Annotated in this window: 18 protein-coding genes; 13 read left to right on the top strand and 5 right to left on the bottom strand. The window is 45.1% G+C overall.

The features are described from left to right. Nucleotides 1-237: 237 nt before the first annotated feature. Both ung and AB4503_RS20970 read left to right on the top strand, forming a co-directional pair. Nucleotides 238-918, top strand: a complete 681-nt coding sequence (gene ung / locus AB4503_RS20975) for a uracil-DNA glycosylase (protein WP_017059317.1) — start codon at nucleotides 238-240, stop codon at nucleotides 916-918. An 86-nt stretch (nucleotides 919-1,004) separates the two neighbouring features. Further along, nucleotides 1,005-1,556: a hemerythrin domain-containing protein gene (locus tag AB4503_RS20970; RefSeq protein WP_017070073.1), complete on the top strand. Its 552-nt coding sequence runs from the start codon at nucleotides 1,005-1,007 to the stop codon at nucleotides 1,554-1,556. Between the two features lie 151 nt (nucleotides 1,557-1,707). Here AB4503_RS20970 and AB4503_RS20965 read toward each other — a convergent pair whose 3' ends face one another. After that, nucleotides 1,708-1,896 (bottom strand): DUF3545 family protein, encoded by a 189-nt coding sequence (locus AB4503_RS20965; protein ID WP_017059319.1) that lies wholly within the window; start codon nucleotides 1,894-1,896, stop codon nucleotides 1,708-1,710. Nucleotides 1,897-2,605: 709 nt separating this feature from the next. Here AB4503_RS20965 and AB4503_RS20960 point away from each other — a divergent pair. Both AB4503_RS20960 and yaaA read left to right on the top strand, forming a co-directional pair. Next, nucleotides 2,606-4,033, top strand: a complete 1,428-nt coding sequence (locus tag AB4503_RS20960) for a sodium:alanine symporter family protein (RefSeq protein WP_032545312.1) — start codon at nucleotides 2,606-2,608, stop codon at nucleotides 4,031-4,033. A 208-nt stretch (nucleotides 4,034-4,241) separates the two neighbouring features. Next, nucleotides 4,242-5,018, top strand: coding sequence for a peroxide stress protein YaaA (yaaA, locus tag AB4503_RS20955; protein WP_017059322.1), 777 nt, complete (start codon nucleotides 4,242-4,244; stop codon nucleotides 5,016-5,018). Nucleotides 5,019-5,132: 114 nt separating this feature from the next. Here the strand turns inward: yaaA and srmB are convergent, their stop codons facing one another. Beyond that, nucleotides 5,133-6,398, bottom strand: a complete 1,266-nt coding sequence (srmB, locus tag AB4503_RS20950) for an ATP-dependent RNA helicase SrmB (protein WP_017059323.1) — start codon at nucleotides 6,396-6,398, stop codon at nucleotides 5,133-5,135. Between the two features lie 107 nt (nucleotides 6,399-6,505). Further along, a complete protein-coding gene (locus AB4503_RS20945) occupies nucleotides 6,506-7,234 on the bottom strand; it encodes a tRNA1(Val) (adenine(37)-N6)-methyltransferase (protein ID WP_017062876.1) in 729 nt (242 codons plus the stop codon). A gap of 314 nt (nucleotides 7,235-7,548) precedes the next feature. Between AB4503_RS20945 and brnQ the strand changes: the two genes are divergently transcribed. After that, complete coding sequence (gene brnQ / locus AB4503_RS20940; protein WP_372115687.1) at nucleotides 7,549-8,862, top strand: branched-chain amino acid transport system II carrier protein; 1,314 nt, start codon at nucleotides 7,549-7,551, stop codon at nucleotides 8,860-8,862. Between the two features lie 146 nt (nucleotides 8,863-9,008). Here the strand turns inward: brnQ and fldB are convergent, their stop codons facing one another. Then, entirely contained in the window at nucleotides 9,009-9,530 is a 522-nt protein-coding gene (gene fldB / locus AB4503_RS20935; protein ID WP_017062875.1) for a flavodoxin FldB, read from the bottom strand. Nucleotides 9,531-9,680: 150 nt separating this feature from the next. Between fldB and xerD the strand changes: the two genes are divergently transcribed. The 8 genes from xerD (at nucleotide 9,681) to AB4503_RS20895 (ending at nucleotide 19,175) form a co-directional block, all read left to right on the top strand. Next, nucleotides 9,681-10,595 (top strand): site-specific tyrosine recombinase XerD, encoded by a 915-nt coding sequence (xerD, locus tag AB4503_RS20930; RefSeq protein ID WP_017059327.1) that lies wholly within the window; start codon nucleotides 9,681-9,683, stop codon nucleotides 10,593-10,595. Nucleotides 10,596-10,621: 26 nt separating this feature from the next. After that, nucleotides 10,622-11,401: a thioredoxin fold domain-containing protein gene (locus tag AB4503_RS20925; RefSeq protein WP_017062874.1), complete on the top strand. Its 780-nt coding sequence runs from the start codon at nucleotides 10,622-10,624 to the stop codon at nucleotides 11,399-11,401. A 79-nt stretch (nucleotides 11,402-11,480) separates the two neighbouring features. Further along, on the top strand, nucleotides 11,481-13,217 hold the full coding sequence (recJ, locus tag AB4503_RS20920; RefSeq protein WP_372115686.1) for a single-stranded-DNA-specific exonuclease RecJ: 1,737 nt from the start codon (nucleotides 11,481-11,483) through the stop codon (nucleotides 13,215-13,217). Between the two features lie 235 nt (nucleotides 13,218-13,452). Next, nucleotides 13,453-14,551 (top strand): peptide chain release factor 2 gene (gene prfB, locus AB4503_RS20915; protein ID WP_100208942.1). Its coding sequence is split into 2 segments (ribosomal slippage): nucleotides 13,453-13,527 and nucleotides 13,529-14,551, totalling 1,098 coding nucleotides; the frame shifts between segments, so codons are not numbered across the junction. 98 nt (nucleotides 14,552-14,649) lie between these two features. Beyond that, nucleotides 14,650-16,182 carry a lysine--tRNA ligase gene (gene lysS / locus AB4503_RS20910; RefSeq protein ID WP_017059330.1) on the top strand — a complete coding sequence of 511 codons (1,533 nt, stop codon included), beginning with the start codon at nucleotides 14,650-14,652 and terminating at the stop codon, nucleotides 16,180-16,182. A gap of 271 nt (nucleotides 16,183-16,453) precedes the next feature. Beyond that, entirely contained in the window at nucleotides 16,454-17,788 is a 1,335-nt protein-coding gene (gene vpsR, locus AB4503_RS20905; RefSeq protein WP_372115685.1) for a cyclic-di-GMP-binding transcriptional regulator VpsR, read from the top strand. 609 nt (nucleotides 17,789-18,397) lie between these two features. Then, nucleotides 18,398-18,649, top strand: coding sequence for a hypothetical protein (locus AB4503_RS20900; RefSeq protein ID WP_004735015.1), 252 nt, complete (start codon nucleotides 18,398-18,400; stop codon nucleotides 18,647-18,649). Nucleotides 18,650-18,863: 214 nt separating this feature from the next. Next, the gene (locus AB4503_RS20895; protein WP_004735016.1) at nucleotides 18,864-19,175 is read left to right on the top strand and encodes a DUF6482 family protein; all 312 of its coding nucleotides are present in this window, start codon (nucleotides 18,864-18,866) and stop codon (nucleotides 19,173-19,175) included. Nucleotides 19,176-19,243: 68 nt separating this feature from the next. Here AB4503_RS20895 and mutH read toward each other — a convergent pair whose 3' ends face one another. Then, on the bottom strand, nucleotides 19,244-19,909 hold the full coding sequence (gene mutH, locus AB4503_RS20890) for a DNA mismatch repair endonuclease MutH (protein ID WP_102332791.1): 666 nt from the start codon (nucleotides 19,907-19,909) through the stop codon (nucleotides 19,244-19,246). Nucleotides 19,910-20,169: the final 260 nt, after the last annotated feature.

Raw genomic sequence — 20,169 nt, 5'->3', positions numbered from 1 at the left:
CCAAACCGTCACGTGCATAACCACGGCCACCATCGTACACAGCAGAAAAGTGGTTAATCGAGATAAGCACAACTTGAACTGATTATTATGATTCATCAACAAGTGAACCCTACACATCATGTTTATTGATAGCTGTATGAGGTATAACTAGAGCCTTATTTAGGACAGTTAGCCGATACAGCTATTTTTTTGTCTGGCGAAAGCCGCTAGAAACCTTGATGATTGGGAAGTAAAACGATGACCGCACCAAAGACTTGGGAATCCATTATTAATGATGAACGTGATAAAGAGTACTTTCAGAGTGTCCTCGCGTTTGTTGAACAGCAACGTAATAGTGGTAAAACCGTCTACCCGCCACAAGAACAGGTGTTCAGTGCCTTTGATATGACGCCTTTCGAATCCGTGCGAGTGGTTATCTTAGGGCAAGATCCTTATCACGGTGCTAACCAAGCTCACGGCTTAGCATTCTCAGTGCTTCCTGGTGTGAAAATCCCACCTTCTCTACGCAATATGTATAAAGAGCTTGCACAAGATATAGAGGGCTTTGAGATTCCTAGTCATGGTTATCTCGATTCTTGGGCATCGCAAGGGGTGTTGATGTTGAACACAGTCCTTACAGTCGAAGAGGCAAAAGCACACTCACATGCTAAGTGTGGCTGGGAAACCTTTACCGATGCCATTATTGCTGAGCTCAATCAGCGCTCTGAACCGATCATCTTTTTGTTGTGGGGCGCACACGCCCAGAAGAAAGGTCAAGCGATTGATGACGACAAGCATCATGTGTTGGTTGCACCTCACCCATCGCCATTATCGGCACGCCGTGGATTCTTCGGTTGTCAGCATTTCTCTACAACCAACAAGCTGCTTTCTTCTATGGATCAACAACCTATTGACTGGCGTTTACCAACAGAAGTGTAGGTTGGTGGTTTTCTGAGCAGGGTCAAATCATAAATCAGCATATTCGTATACACTTATAAATAGTAGGTGTAATGGAGTGCAATACTATGATGATTGAAAGGATAAGACGAGAGCATGGCTATATGGCTCGTTTACTCGCGATACTCAACAGTAAGTTAGAGTTTCTGAAACAGGAGCGAGAAATAAACTATAGCCTGATCGCAGAGGTGGTTCATTACCTTATGAACCATTCAGACAAAGTGCATCACCCTAAAGAAGACGTCATTTATCGCTACTATCTTAAGCAATATGGCAGCGAGCAAGCGATTGAAGACTTGGAGTTAGAGCATCAATTGCTTTCTGAGAAAACGGCGGACTTTTTAGGTTTGGTCGATATGATCCTTCAAGATGCGGTGGTTCCTCAGCAAGTCTTTATTGAGCAGCTTGAAGCGTTTGTTAAGGCTCAGCGAAAGCACATGGAATATGAAGAGAAGCATGTGCTACCCATGATTGTTGAGGCGTTCACGGTGAAAGATTGGCAAGAAGTGGAGTCTCAATGGCTTCAACCGGAAGATGACCCTGTTTTTGGAGAGACCATCGCCGATCAATATCGCCAACTCGCGGCTCGGGTTCGACAAAATGAACAAGAGTGTGTTTAGCCCGTTGTAATGTTGAGGTGCACCTATTTTAGGTGTCCTCTATATTAGAGGGTTGGTTTCCAAATGGCGCTTTGAGCGGATTAACTACCTCAAAAAATAAAAAAGGCACCTATATAGGTGCCTTTTGCTATCTGATTTCTTATCGTGCTGATTAAAGTTTTATATCGTCAAGGCTAAAATCAAGACCTAGGTTCATCTCTCTCAGCTCTTTCTCAAGCTGCCTACGATCGTTGATGGCTTCGATTTCACGCCACTTACGCTTGAGTGGTTTCGAGCGTGATTTTTGAGTTACACGAGGCATTTCTAGTTCTGATACTTCATCGAATTGAAAGCTATCCATAAGCCATATCTCCTTCCGTGGGACTAGTTCTTACGAACCAATAAATATCATATTTCGGTTCACAATAACTTTGATTTGTTTCTCATTTGTTTCAAATCCATGAAGCTTTTGTTCTATTTTCTTATGCATGCTCACACATTGTGATAATTATTATGTATAAAAAACAGGCAAACAAACCTAAGTAAACGATTAAATTGGGGGTTATTGAATGTTAATTCATTGTGCGAATGGAATAGCGTTTTGACTACAATGCATTGAAGTGCACATGGTACCGTGCGGTATAGGGATCTCATTGGCCTAGAAAAAAACGAAGATCTTCACTATACCTTGTAAAACCTAGGCTGACGTCATTTTTATGGGATGGTGTTCTTACTGGGGTAGTGCCGTGGCTGTTGTTGATATTATGTCCCGATAATGTGACTTTTATTGGGCTGCATTGTTGAAAGTTGTGTTAACAAAAGGTGTGTTATTAGTGAAATGTCATTTTAATATAAGTGTATTTGCATATTGATTTTTAGGCCGTCTCGCTGCATTATCCGCCCGTCAAAAAATACACTGATACGTAAAATGGATGCATGAAGCGACATTTACAGTCTCAATCGCCGCAAGAATATAACAAGAGTGCCGACACAACATTGACAGAGGCATAGGCGGTTAAGAGGAAGGCTAGGAAGCATGATCGGTGCTTAAACTCAATTACGAGGTTCACGTGACAGACTTAATCAATTTGATGAACGATCTCCTTTGGGGATCTATCTTAGTTTACTTACTGGTTGGTGTGGGTATCTACTTCACTGTACGACTAGGCTTCATTCAATTCCGCCATTTCGGCCACATGTTCTCTGTTCTTAGAAACAGCCGTAAAGCAGACAGTGCTGGTATCTCTTCTTTCCAAGCTCTTTGTACTAGTCTCGCTGCTCGTGTAGGTACGGGTAACATGGCAGGTGTTGCTGTAGCACTAACCGCTGGTGGCCCTGGTGCTATCTTCTGGATGTGGCTAATCGCAATGCTAGGTATGGCAACATCGTTTGCAGAAAGCACACTGGCACAGCTATACAAAACGCGTGATAACGACGGTAACTACCGCGGCGGCCCTGCATACTACATGGAGAAAGGCCTAGGCATGCGTTGGATGGGGGTTCTATTCTCTATCTTCCTCATCATTGCATTTGGTCTTGTATTCAACGCGGTTCAAGCGAACGCGATTGCAAGCGCAATGAATACGGCATTCGACCTTGAGCGTAGCTACGTTGGTGTTGGTATCGTAATCATCTCTGCGTTCGTTATCTTCGGTGGTATCCGTAAGATTGCACGCACAGCAGAAATCATCGTTCCAATCATGGCATTGGCTTACCTAGCGATCGCTATGTACGTGATGTTCGCGAACATCGAGAAAGTGCCTGAAGTACTGGCTCTTATCTTCAAGAGTGCATTCGGTCTGCAAGAAGCAGCAGCGGGTGGCCTAGGTTACGCAATCGCACAAGCGATGATTAACGGCATCAAACGTGGTTTGTTCTCGAACGAAGCGGGTATGGGTTCTGCGCCAAACGCAGCAGCTTCTGCTACGCCTTACCCACCGCACCCAGCATCACAAGGTTACGTGCAAATGCTAGGCGTGTTCATGGATACCATTGTTATCTGTTCAGCAACAGTCGCAATCATCCTGATGTCTGGTGAGTATGTACCACACGGTGAAGTAACGGGTATCGAACTAACGCAACGTGCACTAACAGCACAAGTGGGCGAATGGGGCGGCATTTTTGTAGCGGTAGCGATTTTCTTCTTCGCTTTCACTTCAATCATTGCAAACTACTCGTACGCTGAAACGAACCTTATCTTCCTTGAGCACAACAACAAGAAGGGCCTAGTGCTGTTCCGTATCGTTGTTCTGGGTATGGTTATGTTCGGTTCTCTAGCGACGTTACCAACGGTATGGGCACTGGCTGACGTATCGATGGGCCTAATGGCGATTGTTAACTTGGTGGCGATTATCCTGCTATCAGGTATCGTGATTAAGCTAGCGAAAGACTACAACCGCCAACTAGACGCGGGTAAAGTACCAACATTCGATTCGAATGACTTCCCAGAGCTTAAGTCTCAGCTGGAAGACGGTATTTGGGACAACAACAAGAAGTAATCTTGTTGGAGCGATAAACGGCTCATCCTAAAGTGATTAGAAAGGCTAAGGTTTCGACCTTAGCCTTTTTGTTTGCCTGTCATTTGTCTCATTCTGTCTATCGAAGCTCATTCTCCCTATCGAAGTAATAGGAAGAGTCATAAAGACAAGTTGATGTTTTTTCTATACTCTAGCAGCATCCAGTTAGATAACCGATTAGGGTAAAGTTATGTTAGTTGTCGTTTCTCCAGCCAAAACACTTGATTACGAATCACCATTAGCGACGGAACGCTTTAGTCAGCCTGAGTTTGTTGAACACTCTGCTGAGCTGATTGAAGAGTGCCGCAAACTGACGCCAGTCGATATTTCTGCACTGATGAAAGTCAGCGATAAAATCGCAGGGTTGAACGTAGCGCGCTTTGAGCAGTGGAGCGAGACCTTTACCCAAGACAACGCACGCCAAGCAATCCTAGCCTTTAAAGGTGATGTATACACTGGCCTAGACGCTGAAACGCTATCGGATGAAGATTTTGACTACGCACAAGACCACCTGCGCATGCTTTCTGGGTTATATGGCTTGCTTAAGCCATTAGATTTGATGCAGCCATACCGCCTAGAGATGGGTACACGCTTAGCCAATGCTCGTGGTACTAACTTGTACCAGTTCTGGGGCAACATAATCACAGACAAGCTGAATGAAGCGTTGAATGCTCAAGGCGACAATGTGTTGATCAACTTGGCGTCTAACGAATACTTTAAAGCCGTGAAGCCGAAGAACTTGGATGGCCAAGTGATTACCCCTGTATTCAAAGACTGCAAGAACGGTCAGTACAAGGTGATCAGTTTCTACGCGAAGAAAGCGCGTGGCATGATGGCTCGCTACATCATCGAGAACAAGATCGACTCGGTTGAGGCGCTGACCCAGTTTGATACGGCGGGCTATTACTTCGTTGAAGAAGAGTCGAACGCGAAAGAGCTTGTCTTTAAGCGCGAAGAGCAAAACTAGTAGTCCTTGGCTAACGAGTAGCTCTCGGTTTAGCCTGATAACAGACCAGATAGAGAAAAGCCCCATGCAGCGAACTGCATGGGGCTTTTTTATTGAATCGTTGAAGCTGGTAGATTACTTCTTCTTTGCTGCTTTCTTTTTCTTCGCGATTTTTTTCTTCTTCGCGATTTTTTGTTTCTCTACCGCTTTCTTATCTTCTTTCTTCGGCTTCTTCTTCTTAGTCACGGCCGCTTTCTTATGCGTAGGGCGCATGCCTTCAATAAAGCGTTCTTTGATTGGTTCGTCTGTGTAACGAGCCACACGCTCAATCATTAGTTGATCGTGCGCTTCAATGATAGAAACCGCGTTACCTTTTTTACCAGCACGAGCAGTACGGCCAATACGGTGTAGGTATACGTCAGCAGTACGTGGCATGTCGTAGTTGATTACGTGGCTTACGTCTGGAAGGTCGATACCACGAGCAGCAACGTCAGTCGCTAGTAGTACGTTTACAGAGCCGTCACGGAAACGAGCAATCGCGTTGTTACGACGATCTTGAGGCATTTCACCTTGGATCCACGCACATGGGATTTGCGCGCTTTCAAGTTGAGCTCGTAGATCACCTAGACGATCACGCGTCTTCAAGAATACGATGCTGCGCTCAGCTTGCTCTGTGATGACGTGCTTTAGGATGTTTAGCTTGTGCTCTGCCGTGTCTGCACGGTGGTACCACTGAGTGATCTTCTTACGCTCACGAAGTGATGATTTCGCATCGATCTCCGCTGGGTTTTTCAGTAGATCTTCAGTGAAGCCTTCAATGCCTTTACCTTCTAGTGTTGCTGAGAACAGTAAAGTTTGTTTACGCCAGCGACACTCTGCAGACAGACGGTCAACAACAGGACCAAAGCCCATGTCTAGCATGCGGTCGGCTTCATCTAGAACCAGCCATTCAATCGCACGACAGTCAAAACGCTCGCCTTCAATGTATTCCATCAAACGGCCAGGTGTTGCTACTACGATATCTTGAGTTGTACTTAAGATATCTGCGTGCTCTTGGTACATAACACCGCCCGTGATCGTGAAGATATTTAGGCTGGTGTATTTAGCAAGCTCACGTGCTTGTTCGGTGATCTGCATTGCTAGCTCACGCGTTGGCGTCAGGATAAGCATACGTGCAGGGCCAGATTTCTTACGTGGGAAATCCAGTAGGTATTGCAGTGCTGGCAATACAAATGATGCTGTTTTACCAGTACCTGTTGGCGCAGAAGCCAAAACGTCTCTTCCATCTAACGCTTGTGGGATTGCTTCAGCTTGTATCTGTGTTGGACGTTCGTAGCCCATTTCGTCAATTGCTTTAAGCAGCTCTTGGTTTAGATCGAGTTCTGCAAAGGTTCTGATCACTGTTGTTTCTCCACAAGCAATAAATGTTTCTGCCTCAAAAAGCAGACGATAAAAAAGAGTAGTCGGACATTATAGAAGCATTAGTGATTAGGATCACATGGTATTTGCTACATCTTGAGATAAAAATCTTTAGTGAGCGCAATAAATGCTTCGCTATAACCACCTTGATGGTGAATTGTAAGCGATTCGCGCTGCAAATCTTGCTCGCAAGCAGGATCTTTAGATAACTCGAATAAAATTCGGCTAGCTGGCTTTTTATCTGTTGTTTTTACATCAAGGCGTTTTGCTAGATACCAACCACATTGCTCGGCAAGCTTGATAAAACCTTCCCCCTCAGGCGTCGGTAGGATGAAACTGGCAGTCGCGGCGTCGGTTGTTATCTCGAAACAACGCTGGGCAAGCGCTAAATGATCCAAGCTGTCGGTGTGCCTGGCGGTGGCTCTTTGGCTTTGCTGCGCCTGTTCTCCAGAGTTGAAGTAGGGCGGGTTACAGATGATCGCATCAAACCTTTGTGGAAAGTCGGTTGTTAACACGCTGCCGTGATCAAGGGAGATACGATTTTGCCAAGGCGACTGCTCAATATTGACAGTGGCAGCATCAATAGCGTGTTGATCAATATCTATCGCAGAGATTGAAGCATCTTCAAAACGCTGCGCAGCCATCAAAGCCAGCAGACCTGTCCCGGTTCCAATATCGAGTACACATGATCTTTGTGGCAGGCTTACCCAAGCGCCAAGTAATACGCCATCGGTACTGACTGGCATACCGCTTTTCCCGCCGTAAATTGAGAATTGCTTAAAATTGAAGCTTTTAGTTTGCACTGTTTTGTCTTTCATTAATGTTCTGAGTATCGAGATATTTTAAGTGATTAGCTCTAATGTTAACCGCTTGTATGAATCAATGTTCTGCTTGGAAGAATATTGTTGTGCATTATGGTTAGTTTATAATTGTGGCTATTTTTCTATAGCTAGTGGAATCCACTGCTTTTTGTTCTCATATGCAAATTTATATGGTGTTTTTGTGTGGTGACTTGCAGCTAGCCAGTTGTTTCGTCATTATGCGCGACTATTTTATAGATTGATTGGCAGCTTTGAGCTGTAACATTCATGTAAGCACAACATAAATTCATAAATATAATTAAGGATTATCTGTGAAACAGAGTCTAAAACTAACAGATATAATGGCATTGGGCTTTATGCTTTTTGCGTTTTTCTTGGGTGCGGGTAACATCATCTTCCCACCTCTAGCTGGCCAATTAGCCGGTGATCACTTCCTTCCAGCGATGTCTGGTTTTCTGCTGACTGCCGTTGGTCTGCCGTTAATCACTATCGTCGCGGTCGCAGTGGCTGGTGGCTCTTGGGGTCACTTAACTAAAGATCTTCCTAAGAAAGCAGCAACCATCATGGCTGTACTGATCTTTATCATTATCGGTCCTGCATTTGCTGCACCGCGTACTGGCCTTGTTGCCTATGAGATGGCGGTGAAACCGTTCTTCATCGATGCCTCTCAAGCTCACCTAACTCTCTTTTCGATTGCATTTTTTGCAGTAGCGATGTTCTTCTCATGGTCGCAAGGTAAGCTTATTGACGTCATTGGTAAGGTGCTAACACCTGCACTGTTCGTTGGTTTGGTTGTGCTGGCGGTTGCTGTATTCGTTAACCCTCAAGGCGATATTCTTGCGGCTCACGGTGAGTACATCACTCAACCACTAACCAAAGGTTTCCTTGAAGGCTACAACACCATGGATACTTTTGCTTCTTTGATGTTTGGTATGCTGATTGTTGATGCGATTCGTAGCAAGGGCATTACTGACCGTGCAGCGACGACTAAGTACCTAATTAGCGCGGGTTGTATTGCCGCATCGGGTCTGGCGTTTGTTTACATCTCTCTATTTTTCCTAGGCGCAACAAGTGCAACAGTCGCAGCTGGTGCAGACAATGGCGGTGCTATTTTAAGCCTATACGTTCAATCGTTGTTTGGTCCTTCTGGTCAGCTAGTGCTTTCTGTGATCGTACTATTAGCATGTCTAACTACGGCGATTGGCCTTGTGTCAGCATGTTCTGATTACTTCAGCTCGCTAACGCCTCTGTCTTACAAGACTTGGGTAATCATCAATGGTGTAGCTTGTGCAACCGTTGCGAACGTTGGTCTTTCTCAACTGATTTCTCTGTCTGTTCCAGTACTGTTTGCACTGTACCCAGTCGCTATCGCGTTGGTTGCTCTGACATTCTTACGTAGCCGTTTCCCTAATCCAAAAGTGGCTTACCGCGTAGTAGTATTAGTGTCACTGCTGTTTGCTCTTATTGATGGCGCTAAAGTAGCGGGTGTAGACGTGTCTGCACTTAAGATGCTGCCACTGTTTGAGATCGGTATGGGTTGGTTGCTTCCAACGACTGCTGCAATCATCTGTATGTTCTTCGTTGGTAAATCAACAGAGCAAGAGATGGCTGAGGAGACTGTTTAATCTTCCGTTGAGATTAGATTGTCCTTCGAGATGAAATAGAAAAGGCCTCATTACTTCGCAGTAATGAGGCCTTTTTGTATTCTGTGGTCTTTTTATATCCAGCTAGTTACTTGGTTAGCTACTTAGCCGGGAGTACTTCTGTTTGGTTATAGCTTTTCGCTGTACTCAACCAGTACTTGCTCAACCCAGCTTGCGATACGGTCGTCGCTTAGCTCGTATTGTGAATCTTCATCAAGCGCCAAACCAACGAATTGAGATTTGTCTTCGGTTAACGCTTTAGACGCTTCGAACTCGTAGCTGTCATCGTTTGGCCAGAAGCCAACAAACTCTGCACCCGCGGTTTTCAGTTCATCATGCAATAGACCCATCGCATCTAGGAACCATTCGCCGTAGCCTTCTTGGTCACCCAAACCAAACAGAGCCACAACCTTGCCTTTCATAGGCGTGGTTGCGATGTCTTCCCACAGTTCATTCCAATCTTCTTGGATTTCACCGAAGTCCCAAGTCGAGATGCCCAGCAATAAAAGGTCGTAGTCCGCCATCAATGAAAGAGGGCTTTCTTTCACGTTATGGATATCAACTAGGTCTTCACCAATAATGCCGCGAATTTTCTCTGCTGCCATTTCTGTGTAGCAGGTGGTTGAGCCGTAAAATAATCCAATTTTCATAGCAAACGTTCGATTTTAATTTCAGATGGCGAATTCTAACCATAAATCGACTTCGATTGCAGCGATTATCCGCTCAAGTCGTAATTTTTATGGCATTCATATTTGCTCTGGCATACTCTCAAAACAGTTTCCAATATTGTGAGTAACACTATGCAGTCGCCTCAAGGGCAGAGCGCAGACCACGGTCTCGTTGAGCAGTTTTTAGATGCTATGTGGATGGAGCGAGGATTATCGGAGAATACGCTTGTCTCGTACCGTACCGATTTGTCCAAGTTATTAGCGTGGATGGAAAAGAACAATTACCGCCTCGACTTCATTAGCCTTTCAGGTTTACAGGATTATCAAGGCTGGTTAGCCGACGCCGATTTTAAGCAGACCTCTCGTGCCCGTATGTTGTCGGCGATTCGTCGCTTGTTCCAATATTTGCACCGCGAGAAAATCAGAGGCGATGATCCAAGTGCCTTGTTGATCAGCCCGAAGCTGCCGCAACGCTTGCCGAAAGATTTGAGCGAAGAGCAGGTTGATGCTTTGCTCGATGCGCCAGATCCGAACGATCCGATTGAGCTTCGCGATAAGGCGATGCTTGAGTTACTCTATGCAACCGGTTTGCGTGTGACAGAACTGGTTAGCTTGACGATGGAAAACATCAGCCTAAGACAGGGCGTGGTGCGTGTTATTGGTAAGGGTGGCAAAGAGCGCTTAGTACCAATGGGCGAAAATGCGGTGGATTGGATAGAGACTTTTATTGAACAAGGTCGTCCACATCTACTTGGCGAAAACAGTTCTGATGTGGTTTTTCCGAGTAAACGCGCCAAGCAAATGACCCGTCAGACGTTCTGGTATCGTATTAAGCACTACTCGGTCGTCGCTGGGATCGATACAGAGCTGTTGTCACCACACGTATTGAGACACGCTTTTGCGACGCATTTACTGAACTATGGCGCAGATCTCAGGGTCGTACAGATGTTACTTGGGCATAGTGACTTATCGACAACCCAAATTTATACTCACGTGGCGACTGAAAGGCTGAAGCAAATTCACGCGCAGCATCACCCACGTGCTTAAATCCATTTATTTTTAAGGTGAACTTAATGAGCGTATTACGCCGTCTTCCTCTACTAGCGCTTCCTCTTATGATTACTGCATGTAATGCATCAGAAGCGAAAGTAGAAACAACATCAACAGCCGTAGAAGCTGCTCCAGCTCAAGCTATTGATACAGCTGCGTTAACTAAGCGTTTTGAAAAAATCGGTATTAAGGTCGATAAGATTGTGCCTTCGGATATCGATGGTCTTTTAGAAGTTCAAACCAACAGCGGCATTATCTTTTCTTCTCCAGAGGGCGATCACTTTCTAGCCGGTACACTTTACTCTTTGGATGAAAACGGAAAGTTCAGTGATGTTTTGGCTGAGCGTCAAGCTCCGTTGAATGCTGAAAAAGTAGCAGCAATGTCGGATACGGTTATCGAATATAAAGCTGATAACGAAAAGTACGTTGTGACGGTATTTACGGATATTACCTGTGGCTACTGTGTTCGTCTGCACAGCCAAATGCAGGGCTACAACGATCTGGGTATTACCGTTCGTTACATGGCTTACCCGCGTCAAGGTGCGACAGGACAAGTTGCTGATCAAATGGCGGCAATCTGGGCGTCAGATGATCCAAAAACAGCGATGCATGACGCTAAAGTAAATCGTCAAATGCCAGCGTCTGGTAAAGACCTAGCAGAGCAGAAGCAGATCATTGCTAAACAATACCAATTGGGTCGTGAGCTTGGCATCAATGGTACACCGGCTATCGTACTAGCAAGTGGTGAGTTGGTGAGTGGTTACTTGCCGCCAGCACAACTTCTTCAACGTTTAGAGCAATAATCTCGTTTTCTGTATTGCCATTTATCCCCCATGTTTTTGATTTAAGGAGAGGCCTGATTGATATCGGGCCCATTTTTATATGATAGAGATCCAACGCCGTCTAGAGGTCGACATTTCAGTCTTACCTGCTCACTTACCTGACTTATTAAAGCGTATTTATGTGAGTCGTGGAATCGACAGTGCTGACCAACTAGAGACAGCAGCGAAAGGCTTGCACTCTTATCAAAAACTGGGTGGCATTGATGCTGCGGTTGAACTGTTGTTCAAGGCCATTCAGCAGCAAAAACGCATCATCATTGTTGGTGACTTTGATGCCGATGGCGCAACCAGTTCAGCGTTGTCCGTACTTGCTCTACGTATGTTGGGCAGTTCTAACGTCGATTATCTGGTACCAAACCGTTTTGAAGATGGTTATGGCTTGAGCCCTGAGGTTGTCGAACAGGCAATCGAGCTTGGCGCCGAAGTGATCATGACGGTTGATAACGGTGTCTCTTCTATTGAAGGTGTTCGCTTCGCTAAAGAGAAAGGACTAGAGGTTCTGGTTACCGACCATCACTTGCCGGGCAATGAACTGCCAATGGTCGATGCGATGGTTAACCCAAACCTTGAGAGCTGTGCTTTTCCTTCGAAAGCCCTAGCGGGGGTTGGTGTCGCTTTTTACCTGATGATGGCATTGTGTGTTCACATGCGTAAATTGGGTTGGTTTGCAGAGCGCGGCATGACAGAACCTAAGTTGATGGAACTGATTGACCTTGTGGCGCTAGGTACGGTTGCCGACGTGGTTCCACTCGATGAAAACAACCGAATTTTAGTTCATCAAGGTTTGCAACGTATTCGTGCGGGTAAAGCTCGTCCGGGCATTCAAGCCTTGATCGAAATTGCTAAGCGAGACGCTAAGCGTTTGGTGGCGTCTGACTTTGGCTTTGCTCTTGGTCCTCGTATCAATGCAGCTGGTCGATTAGACGACATGTCTTTTGGTGTTGAGCTGCTAATGAGTAACAACATCCATGCGGCTCGTCGAATGGCGAGTGAGTTAGATGGCTTGAACCAAACACGTAAAGAGATCGAAGAGGGTATGAAGCAAGAAGCGATGGCTTTTTGTGATCGCCTTGAATTTGGTAAAGACGACCTACCTTCTGGCTTGGCACTATTCCAACGTGATTGGCACCAAGGTGTGATTGGTATTTTGGCTTCGCGTATCAAAGACAAATACCACCGCCCAGTGATTGCGTTTGCAGATGGCGGCGAAGGCAGTATCAAAGGTTCATGTCGTTCAATTCCGGGTCTGCACATGCGTGATGCATTGGACCGAATTGATACTCAAAACCCTGGCTTGATTCTTAAATTTGGTGGCCACGCAATGGCGGCTGGTTTAACCATCATGGAAAAGGACTTTGAACGCTTCAGCAAGCTGTTCAATGATGTGGTGAAGAATGAACTTGGAGAAACAGCACTGAAGGGCATTATCTTGTCTGATGGTGAGCTGTTACCAGAAGAGTTCTCGATGCACACCGCTGAAACGCTGCGTTCAGGTGGCCCGTGGGGACAAGCTTTCCCTGAGCCAATCTTCGATGGTGAGTTTAAAGTGCTGCACCAAAAGCTGGTGGGTGAAAAGCACCTTAAGCTGATGCTTGAGCCGCTCTACAAAGGCCACCCAACCAATGTGATGATTGACGGTATTGCCTTTAACGTCGACCTACGTCGCTGGCCTGATGCATCAGTAAAAACCGTTCATCTTGCATTTAAGCTCGATATCAACGAATTTCGCGGCAACCAATCGTTGCAGCTGATGATTGATCATATCGAAGCCAAATAGTGATTTTGGGCTCAATAATGCTCATCATATAGTGCCAAATTCAACAAGCTCTGTTCAAAAACAGGGCTTGTTTTCCTTCCTGCCCTTACAAAATTTACGTGTTTTTTATGCCTGTCAATTTTATATCCCATTAAGTTGTTGAATCTTGGTTCAGCACTCTAAAAAATTCTGTATCTCCGTCACACTTTTGAGTACAATTCTTCGGTTAAATTCTACTCATAAATGATGAGCTAAAATGTTTGAAATCAATCCTATAAAAAACCGTCTGCAGGATGTGTCTGAGCGCACAAATATCCTGAGGGGGTATCTTTGACTATGACGCTAAGAAAGAGCGTCTAGAAGAAGTAAACGCAGAATTAGAACAACCGGATGTATGGAACGAACCTGAGCGTGCTCAAGCGCTAGGTAAAGAACGTTCTGCATTGGAAGCGGTAGTAGAAACGATCGACCAACTTGACCAAGGTGTTGAGGATGTTGATGGCCTATTAGAGCTTGCGGTTGAAGAAGAAGATCAAGAAACGTTCGATGAAATTGAACCAGAACTGGCCGAGCTTGAAGCTAAGCTAGAGAAGCTGGAATTCCGTCGTATGTTCTCTGGTGATCACGATGCATCAGATTGCTACATCGATTTACAGTCAGGTTCGGGCGGTACAGAAGCTCAAGACTGGACTTCAATGATGTTGCGCATGTACTTACGTTGGGCAGATTCGAAAGGCTTCAAGACTGAAGTTATCGAAGTGTCGGATGGCGATGTTGCTGGCCTTAAAGGCGCAACGGTACGTATTTCTGGTGAGTATGCTTACGGTTGGTTACGCACAGAGACTGGTGTTCACCGTCTAGTTCGTAAGTCACCATTTGATTCAAGTGGTCGTCGTCATACTTCATTTGCATCTGCGTTTATCTATCCTGAGATTGATGACAACATTACGATCGACATTAATCCTTCTGACCTACGTATTGACGTATACCGTGCCTCTGGCGCTGGTGGTCAGCACGTAAACACCACGGAATCAGCGGTACGTATTACTCACGTTCCGACTAACACTGTGGTTCAGTGTCAGAATGACCGTTCGCAGCATAAGAACAAAGATCAAGCGATGAAGCAGCTACGTGCTAAGCTTTTTGAACTTGAGATTCAAAAACAAAATGCTGAAAAACAAGCGAGCGAAGAGACGAAATCAGACATCGGTTGGGGCAGTCAAATCCGCTCTTACGTGCTGGATGATTCTCGTATCAAAGATTTACGCACCGGCATCGAAAACCGTAATACTCAAGCGGTTCTTGACGGTGACTTAGACAAGTTTATTGAAGCTAGCCTGAAATCAGGTCTGTAAGCTTTATCAACTATTAAGCTTTACCAATAATATTGGTAAAAATGCCTATATTTGCAAAAATATAGCGGTCCAAATTTTAAAAGCAGGGTACATCTCTAATGACTGATGCTGTTCAAAACGAAAACGCACAAGAAGCTTCTTCACCTGAAGAGAACAAACTAATCGCTGAGCGCCGCAGCAAGCTGGATCACATCCGCCAAAACTGCAAAGCTAACGGTCACCCAAATGACTTCCGTCGTGAGCACCTAGCTGGCGATCTTCAAGCGGAGTTCGGTGAGAAGACTAAGGAAGAGCTAGAAGAGCTTAACCACATCGTTGCGATCGCTGGTCGTGTTATGGCGAAGCGTGGTCCATTCCTTGCGATTCAAGAAACTTCTGGTCGTATCCAAGCATACGCAGCGAAAGACGTTCAAAAAGTACTGAAAGAGAAGTACCAAGGCCTAGATATCGGTGACATCATCGGTGTTAAAGGTGCGCTTCACAAATCAGGTAAAGGCGACCTTTACGTGAACATGGAAGAGTTTGAATTGCTGACTAAAGCACTTCGTCCTCTACCAGAGAAGTTCCACGGTCTAACTGACCAAGAGATGCGTTACCGTCAGCGTTACGTTGACCTAATCGTGAACGAAGATTCTCGTAATGCATTCATCGTGCGTTCTAAGCTTGTATCTTCAATCCGTAACTTCATGAGCGCGAAAGGCTACCTAGAAGTTGAAACGCCAATGATGCACGTGATCCCGGGTGGCGCAACTGCACGTCCGTTCATCACTCATCACAATGCACTAGACATCGACATGTACCTACGTGTTGCACCAGAGCTTTACCTTAAGCGTCTAGTGGTGGGTGGTTTTGACCGTGTATTCGAGATCAACCGTAACTTCCGTAACGAAGGTCTATCTCCACGTCACAACCCAGAATTCACAATGATGGAATTCTACCAAGCGTACTCTGACTACAAAGACCTTATGGATCTGACAGAAGAGATGCTAAGCACGGCAGCAATGGACGTTCTTGGTTCTACTTCTATGCCTTACGGTGACGAAACGGTTGAGTTCGGTGGCACTTACGCTCGCATGAGCATGTTCGATGCAATCAAACACTACAACCCTGAGCACGCTGAGATTCAAGCGCTAACAGAAGCAGACCTACAAGACCGTGAAAAGATGGTTGCTATCGCAAAATCTGTACACGTAGACGTAGAAACGTTCTGGACATGTGGTCAGCTTCTAGAAGAGATCTTTGGTGAAACGGCTGAGCCTCAGCTAATTCAACCAACGTTCATCACTGGCTACCCAGCGGACATCTCTCCTCTAGCTCGTCGTAGCGATGACAACCCGTTCTTCACAGACCGTTTTGAGTTCTTCATCGGTGGCCGTGAAGTTGCGAATGGTTTCTCTGAGCTTAACGATGCACAAGACCAAGACGAGCGTTTCAAAGCGCAAGTTAACGCGAAAGACGCGGGTGATGACGAAGCGATGTACTACGATGCAGACTACATTACTGCACTAGAGCACGGCCTACCGCCAACAGCGGGTCAAGGTATCGGTATCGACCGTCTAGCAATGCTATTTACAAACACGCACACAATCCGTGACGTGATCTTGTTCCCGGCAATGCGTCCACAGGCGTAATTCTCGCTTATAGGGCGTAACAGCCTATGTAATTAAAAAGCCACCTTCGGGTGGCTTTTTCTGTTTTGGGGCTTCAAAACCTAGTCTGTACCGCACTCTTGATTCGAAAAATCGTTATTTCTGACATAGTCTTACTATTGAGACATAAAATCTAAGATAGTCTCACTACTATACGTCTCTGCGCTGAATACGCTCTCGCGGCATTTTGTCGAACGATGAAGCAGTGACTCGTATTAGTCTGATTTAAATAAAAATAGAATAAGGAAGAAGGATGGGAACTCAATTTAAGATGGATTCCTTACCAGGTTCTCTTATCGTCGTTGGTGGTGCGTACGAACCCTGGTTATCAGTGTTAGAACAAGTGGGTTGGCAGTGTACCCAGTGTGCAGATTTACGAAAAGCCGATGCCTTGATTGCTGATATTGGCCCATGTATTGGTATTGTCGATCTTAGTCATGATGAGTTCAGTCTCAACGGTATTGCTAACCTTGTGAGCAATAACAAGCAGGTGAGATGGCTCGCCTTTATCCGTGAATCTCAATTAAGCTCTGATACGATCTGCCAGTTTATCGTCAACTTCTGTATCGACTTTTTCACGGCACCAATCCCAGATGCTCAATTGCTGAGTACCATTGGTCACCAACTGGGTATGCTTAAGCTTGAGCAGAAGGTATGGCCAAACTACGGCATCAATAACAACATGGGACTGCTAGGCGATTCTGTGGCCGTGAAGCGCTTGAGAGACCAAGTAAAGCGTATTGGGCCGACTGATGTCAGTATCTTGATTTATGGCGAGAGTGGGGCTGGTAAAGAGACGATTGCACGCTCGATTCATCAAAATTCGTCGCGAGCACAGAAACCATTTTTAACGGTTAACTGTCGTGCCTTGTCTGAAATGAGAATAGAGGCCGAGGTGTTTGGCATATCAGCACAGTCAGCGACTGCGCCTTGTATGTTGGAAGAAGCCGATGGCGGAACCATCTTGCTTAATGATGTTTTAGCGATGCCACGCAATCAACAACTGAACCTGTTGCGCTTTCTACAAGAAGGTAAGATTGAAACTGCGAATGGACCTAAATCTGTCGATGTGCGTATTCTGGCCGCGAACTCCTCTGATATCGAGAAGGCGTTGATCGAGGGCGACTTCAATGAAGAGCTTTATCACTATATCAATGTTCTGCGTATTCATGTTCCAAGCTTAAAAGAACGTGTGAGCGATATTTCAGTACTGGCGAATCATTTTCTGCGTGAGTACTCGAAAGAGTTTAATGCTCAAGCGAAGAGCTTCTCAGACGATGCTATCCGTTCGATGAATCGATACCATTGGCCTGGAAATGTGCGTGAGCTGATGAATCAGATTAAGCGTGTTGTGTTGATGTCTGATGCTGTGATCATTGAGGATCACCAACTGGATTTACCAAAACAGAATGATGAGCGCCGCAGTCTCAAAAGTATCCGTGAGCGTTCAGAGCGAGATGCGTTGCTGATTGTTCTGGAATCTTATAGTGGTCAAGTATCGTTGGCCGCTAAGGAGCTTGGAGTTTCGCGTGCAACCATGTACCGATTGCTGAACAAACATAGCCTGATTTCTGAAGGTGTTGTTTAGAGCTCTCTATTCATTGATTCTATCCCGTTAGTGTCAATCTAAGAGCCACGCATGATGCGTGGTTTTTTTATATCCATTGCTACAACTTCTCGTTGATCGTTGATCGTTGACTGCTGACAGATTGAGCTATTAGAGGCTCGGTCTTTAAGAGAGATGTTCTGTGATTTTATATAATCATAGTGAATATGTTATATATAAAGTAATATGCAACTAATATTTTGGGTGAATCATTTGTTTTGAAATTGTTAATCAATTATCGGTTGAATAATATACTCACTTGGTTAGACTTTAACCGTGAAAGCAATGGTTTAACAAAGACTTATTTGCTTTTATTATCTCATTTCTTTTTGGATTTTTTAGTTAGTTTGGAGGCGCAAATGAAACATTTCGATTTTATACAGCATATTTGCGCGTCGTTTGATCCGTGTACTGACATGGTGACTGTTATGTCACAAACATCAGCCATGGCCGATCGAAACACCCAAGATAAACCTAACTAATAGATCCGTACCCTTATTTGGCTGCGGAAAAATAGCAGCTAAGTGAGAAGCCCTCATACTATTTAACACGCTATTTTTCCTCAGTTTATTTTACAACTGGAGAGTTATTATGCGTCACTCAGTATACTTAAAACTAGCAACAGTCCTTATCCGTGCAGACCTTCGTCGTGAAGAACGTGAATGGCAACGAAAAGTTCGTCGTAGTTCATACGATCTACCATGGAACAATACTCATTTATTGAGAGATATTGGCCTTGAAGCCGATGGTCGACCAATTGGTTTTTCTGAACCTGAAGTCGTTACGATTGAACGTCGAGTTCGTCACCTTCGTCGAGTCTTAAGCGCGCGAATACCGACGTAATCTTGTGGGGTGATAGCGCCTTTCACCCCTTAAGATAAATATCAGCGATAGTTGTGGCGTCGGAAGTGCAAGCTTTTGAACTAGAACTGGCCAAAAAAGAGAAGCACTTGCTTCTCTTTTTTGCTTTTTTAAGCCGTTATGTGTGCTTTTTTAAGTCGTTATCTAGTAAAGAAAAAGAGTTCTACTACGCTTTATAGAGCAAGGGAGGCTGGCTATGCAAAAGCATCAATTAGACATGTGGTTACATGGAGAGCACAAAGACTCGTATCAAACACCAAAGGTATACGTTATTGGCTGTTCCGATATCTCGGAATATCTATTAGCAGTGGAATATAAACACAAGCTAGAACCGGTAAAGCAAGACGGTGAGCCGCTTCACTTTGGATCCTTGGATCAAGTGAAAGAAGAGTTACTCCGGCTCGGCTTTGAAAAGGCGTATCTTCGCTTACACAACGCCTATGATGAGTTTGGTAATGAGCCAAGCCAAAGCTACTGTGATATTGAACTGGCGCTCAAACCTCATTAGAACTCGTTTCTTACTACCGACGGTTGATAACACACTGATCATCCTATCTTTGAAGTGCGTTAAGCGACCTATGCGTAGTGTGTCGTCAGCAATTTGTGGGTGAATTGAGTTCTTAGGTAAAAACCACGCGGTTTAGTCTTGATGGGCTTTCCACTTGCACCGTAGGCTTCCGTTAACACTCGGCTGTTGGCGGCTTTTGGTCGTAGATGCAGCGCTTCACCGTGCCTTGCTGTTATTTGTTCAACATTGCCTAACACGATCAATTCCATCAGTTCTTCCCAATCCCTTTTTAGAAGCTCGTTTTCAGCCTCGCTTGGTGTCCATAGCAAAGGGGATCCTACATGCCTCTCTGCTAGCGGGATCTCTCTTTCTCCCTCGACAGGGATCCACAACACCTTAGACAGCTTGTTTCGAACGTGGCTGGTTTCCCAAGTTATGCCTTGCACACCCATCAAAGGAGCAACACACACAAAGGTGGTTTCGAGTGGCTTGCCAGAGTAGCTAATCGGAATGCTTTTTAGCTCGATACCGAGCTTGGCAAAATCTTGTTCTGGCTTACTGCCTGCAGGTGCACCCAAGTGCCATTCCAATAGCTGCCCAACCCAGCCTTTATCACGCTTAAGGTCGTTTGGCATCACCATCTCAGCTTCGTCAGCGAGCTCTTTAAAGGTCATTCCGGCGATGGCATACGCGCGCTCTAACAGCTCTTGTTGTGTTTGTGGTTCTGGTTTCATAATAAAAGGCATGATCAAAAAAATGATTTTATCAGAAGTTATCACCAAATGACGACTGGTTAAGAAATGATCTCCTTGCGATAGAAGGGATCAAACTCAGGGTTATCCACAGGACATAAAGGTAATTAATTGAAATATTAATTTAGTGGATAAATAAACAGGGGTTTATGGTGGATAAAATGCTTGCCAAATGGGGTTCAAAATGAATCTTTCACTTAGTAGTGTGGATAAACATCGGAGTGGTTGATCTTTAACCATGT

The organism is Vibrio sp. 10N.222.55.B11 (genome assembly GCF_041473705.1).
Taxonomy (GTDB): domain Bacteria; phylum Pseudomonadota; class Gammaproteobacteria; order Enterobacterales; family Vibrionaceae; genus Vibrio; species Vibrio crassostreae_C.
Note: the sequence above shows the minus strand (reverse complement) of the source record. Positions and strands in the feature narration are given on the sequence as shown.

Coding starts and splice junctions, on each gene's coding strand:
- xerD (WP_017059327.1), top strand. CDS start 9,681: ATGCAGTCGCCTCAAGGGCAGAGCGCAGACCACGGTCTCGTTGAGCAG.
- AB4503_RS20945 (WP_017062876.1), bottom strand. CDS start 7,234: ATGAAAGACAAAACAGTGCAAACTAAAAGCTTCAATTTTAAGCAATTC.
- AB4503_RS20925 (WP_017062874.1), top strand. CDS start 10,622: ATGAGCGTATTACGCCGTCTTCCTCTACTAGCGCTTCCTCTTATGATT.
- recJ (WP_372115686.1), top strand. CDS start 11,481: ATGATAGAGATCCAACGCCGTCTAGAGGTCGACATTTCAGTCTTACCT.
- AB4503_RS20965 (WP_017059319.1), bottom strand. CDS start 1,896: ATGGATAGCTTTCAATTCGATGAAGTATCAGAACTAGAAATGCCTCGT.
- vpsR (WP_372115685.1), top strand. CDS start 16,454: ATGGGAACTCAATTTAAGATGGATTCCTTACCAGGTTCTCTTATCGTC.
- ung (WP_017059317.1), top strand. CDS start 238: ATGACCGCACCAAAGACTTGGGAATCCATTATTAATGATGAACGTGAT.
- fldB (WP_017062875.1), bottom strand. CDS start 9,530: ATGAAAATTGGATTATTTTACGGCTCAACCACCTGCTACACAGAAATG.
- yaaA (WP_017059322.1), top strand. CDS start 4,242: ATGTTAGTTGTCGTTTCTCCAGCCAAAACACTTGATTACGAATCACCA.
- AB4503_RS20900 (WP_004735015.1), top strand. CDS start 18,398: ATGCGTCACTCAGTATACTTAAAACTAGCAACAGTCCTTATCCGTGCA.
- lysS (WP_017059330.1), top strand. CDS start 14,650: ATGACTGATGCTGTTCAAAACGAAAACGCACAAGAAGCTTCTTCACCT.
- AB4503_RS20895 (WP_004735016.1), top strand. CDS start 18,864: ATGCAAAAGCATCAATTAGACATGTGGTTACATGGAGAGCACAAAGAC.
- mutH (WP_102332791.1), bottom strand. CDS start 19,909: ATGAAACCAGAACCACAAACACAACAAGAGCTGTTAGAGCGCGCGTAT.
- AB4503_RS20970 (WP_017070073.1), top strand. CDS start 1,005: ATGATGATTGAAAGGATAAGACGAGAGCATGGCTATATGGCTCGTTTA.